A 500-nucleotide genomic window follows, 5' to 3' on the forward strand; every position below is an offset into this window, starting at 1 on the left:
GCGAGCATCGCGAGGGAGTTGATGAGGGTCTCGCGGGTCTCGGCGGGGTCGATGACGTCGTCGACCAGGCCGCGTTCGGCGGCGTAGTAGGGGTGCATCAGTTCGGCCTTGTACTCCTTGACCATGCGGGTGCGCATGGCTTCGGGGTCCTCGGCGGCGGCGATCTGGCGGCGGAAGATGACGTTGGCCGCGCCTTCGGCGCCCATCACGGCGATCTCGTTGGTGGGCCAGGCGTAGGTGAGGTCGGCGCCGATGGACTGGCTGTCCATGACGATGTAGGCGCCGCCGTAGGCCTTGCGCAGGATGAGGGAGATGCGCGGGACGGTGGCGTTGCAGTACGCGTACAGCAGTTTGGCGCCGTGGCGGATGATGCCGCCGTGTTCCTGGTCGACGCCGGGCAGGAAGCCGGGCACGTCGAGGAGCGTCACGATGGGGATGTTGAAGGCGTCGCACATCTGCACGAAGCGGGCGGCCTTCTCGGAGGCCTCGATGTCCAGCAC

Annotated in this window: 1 protein-coding gene; it reads right to left on the bottom strand. The window is 67.6% G+C overall.

The features are described 5' to 3' along the window. Positions 1–500: carboxyl transferase domain-containing protein (locus IG54_RS0137325; protein ID WP_037898488.1), on the bottom strand; the 500-nt coding region annotated here is incomplete at both ends.

Source organism: Streptomyces sp. NRRL S-920 (assembly GCF_000717945.1).
Taxonomy (GTDB): Bacteria; Actinomycetota; Actinomycetes; order Streptomycetales; family Streptomycetaceae; genus Streptomyces; species Streptomyces alboniger.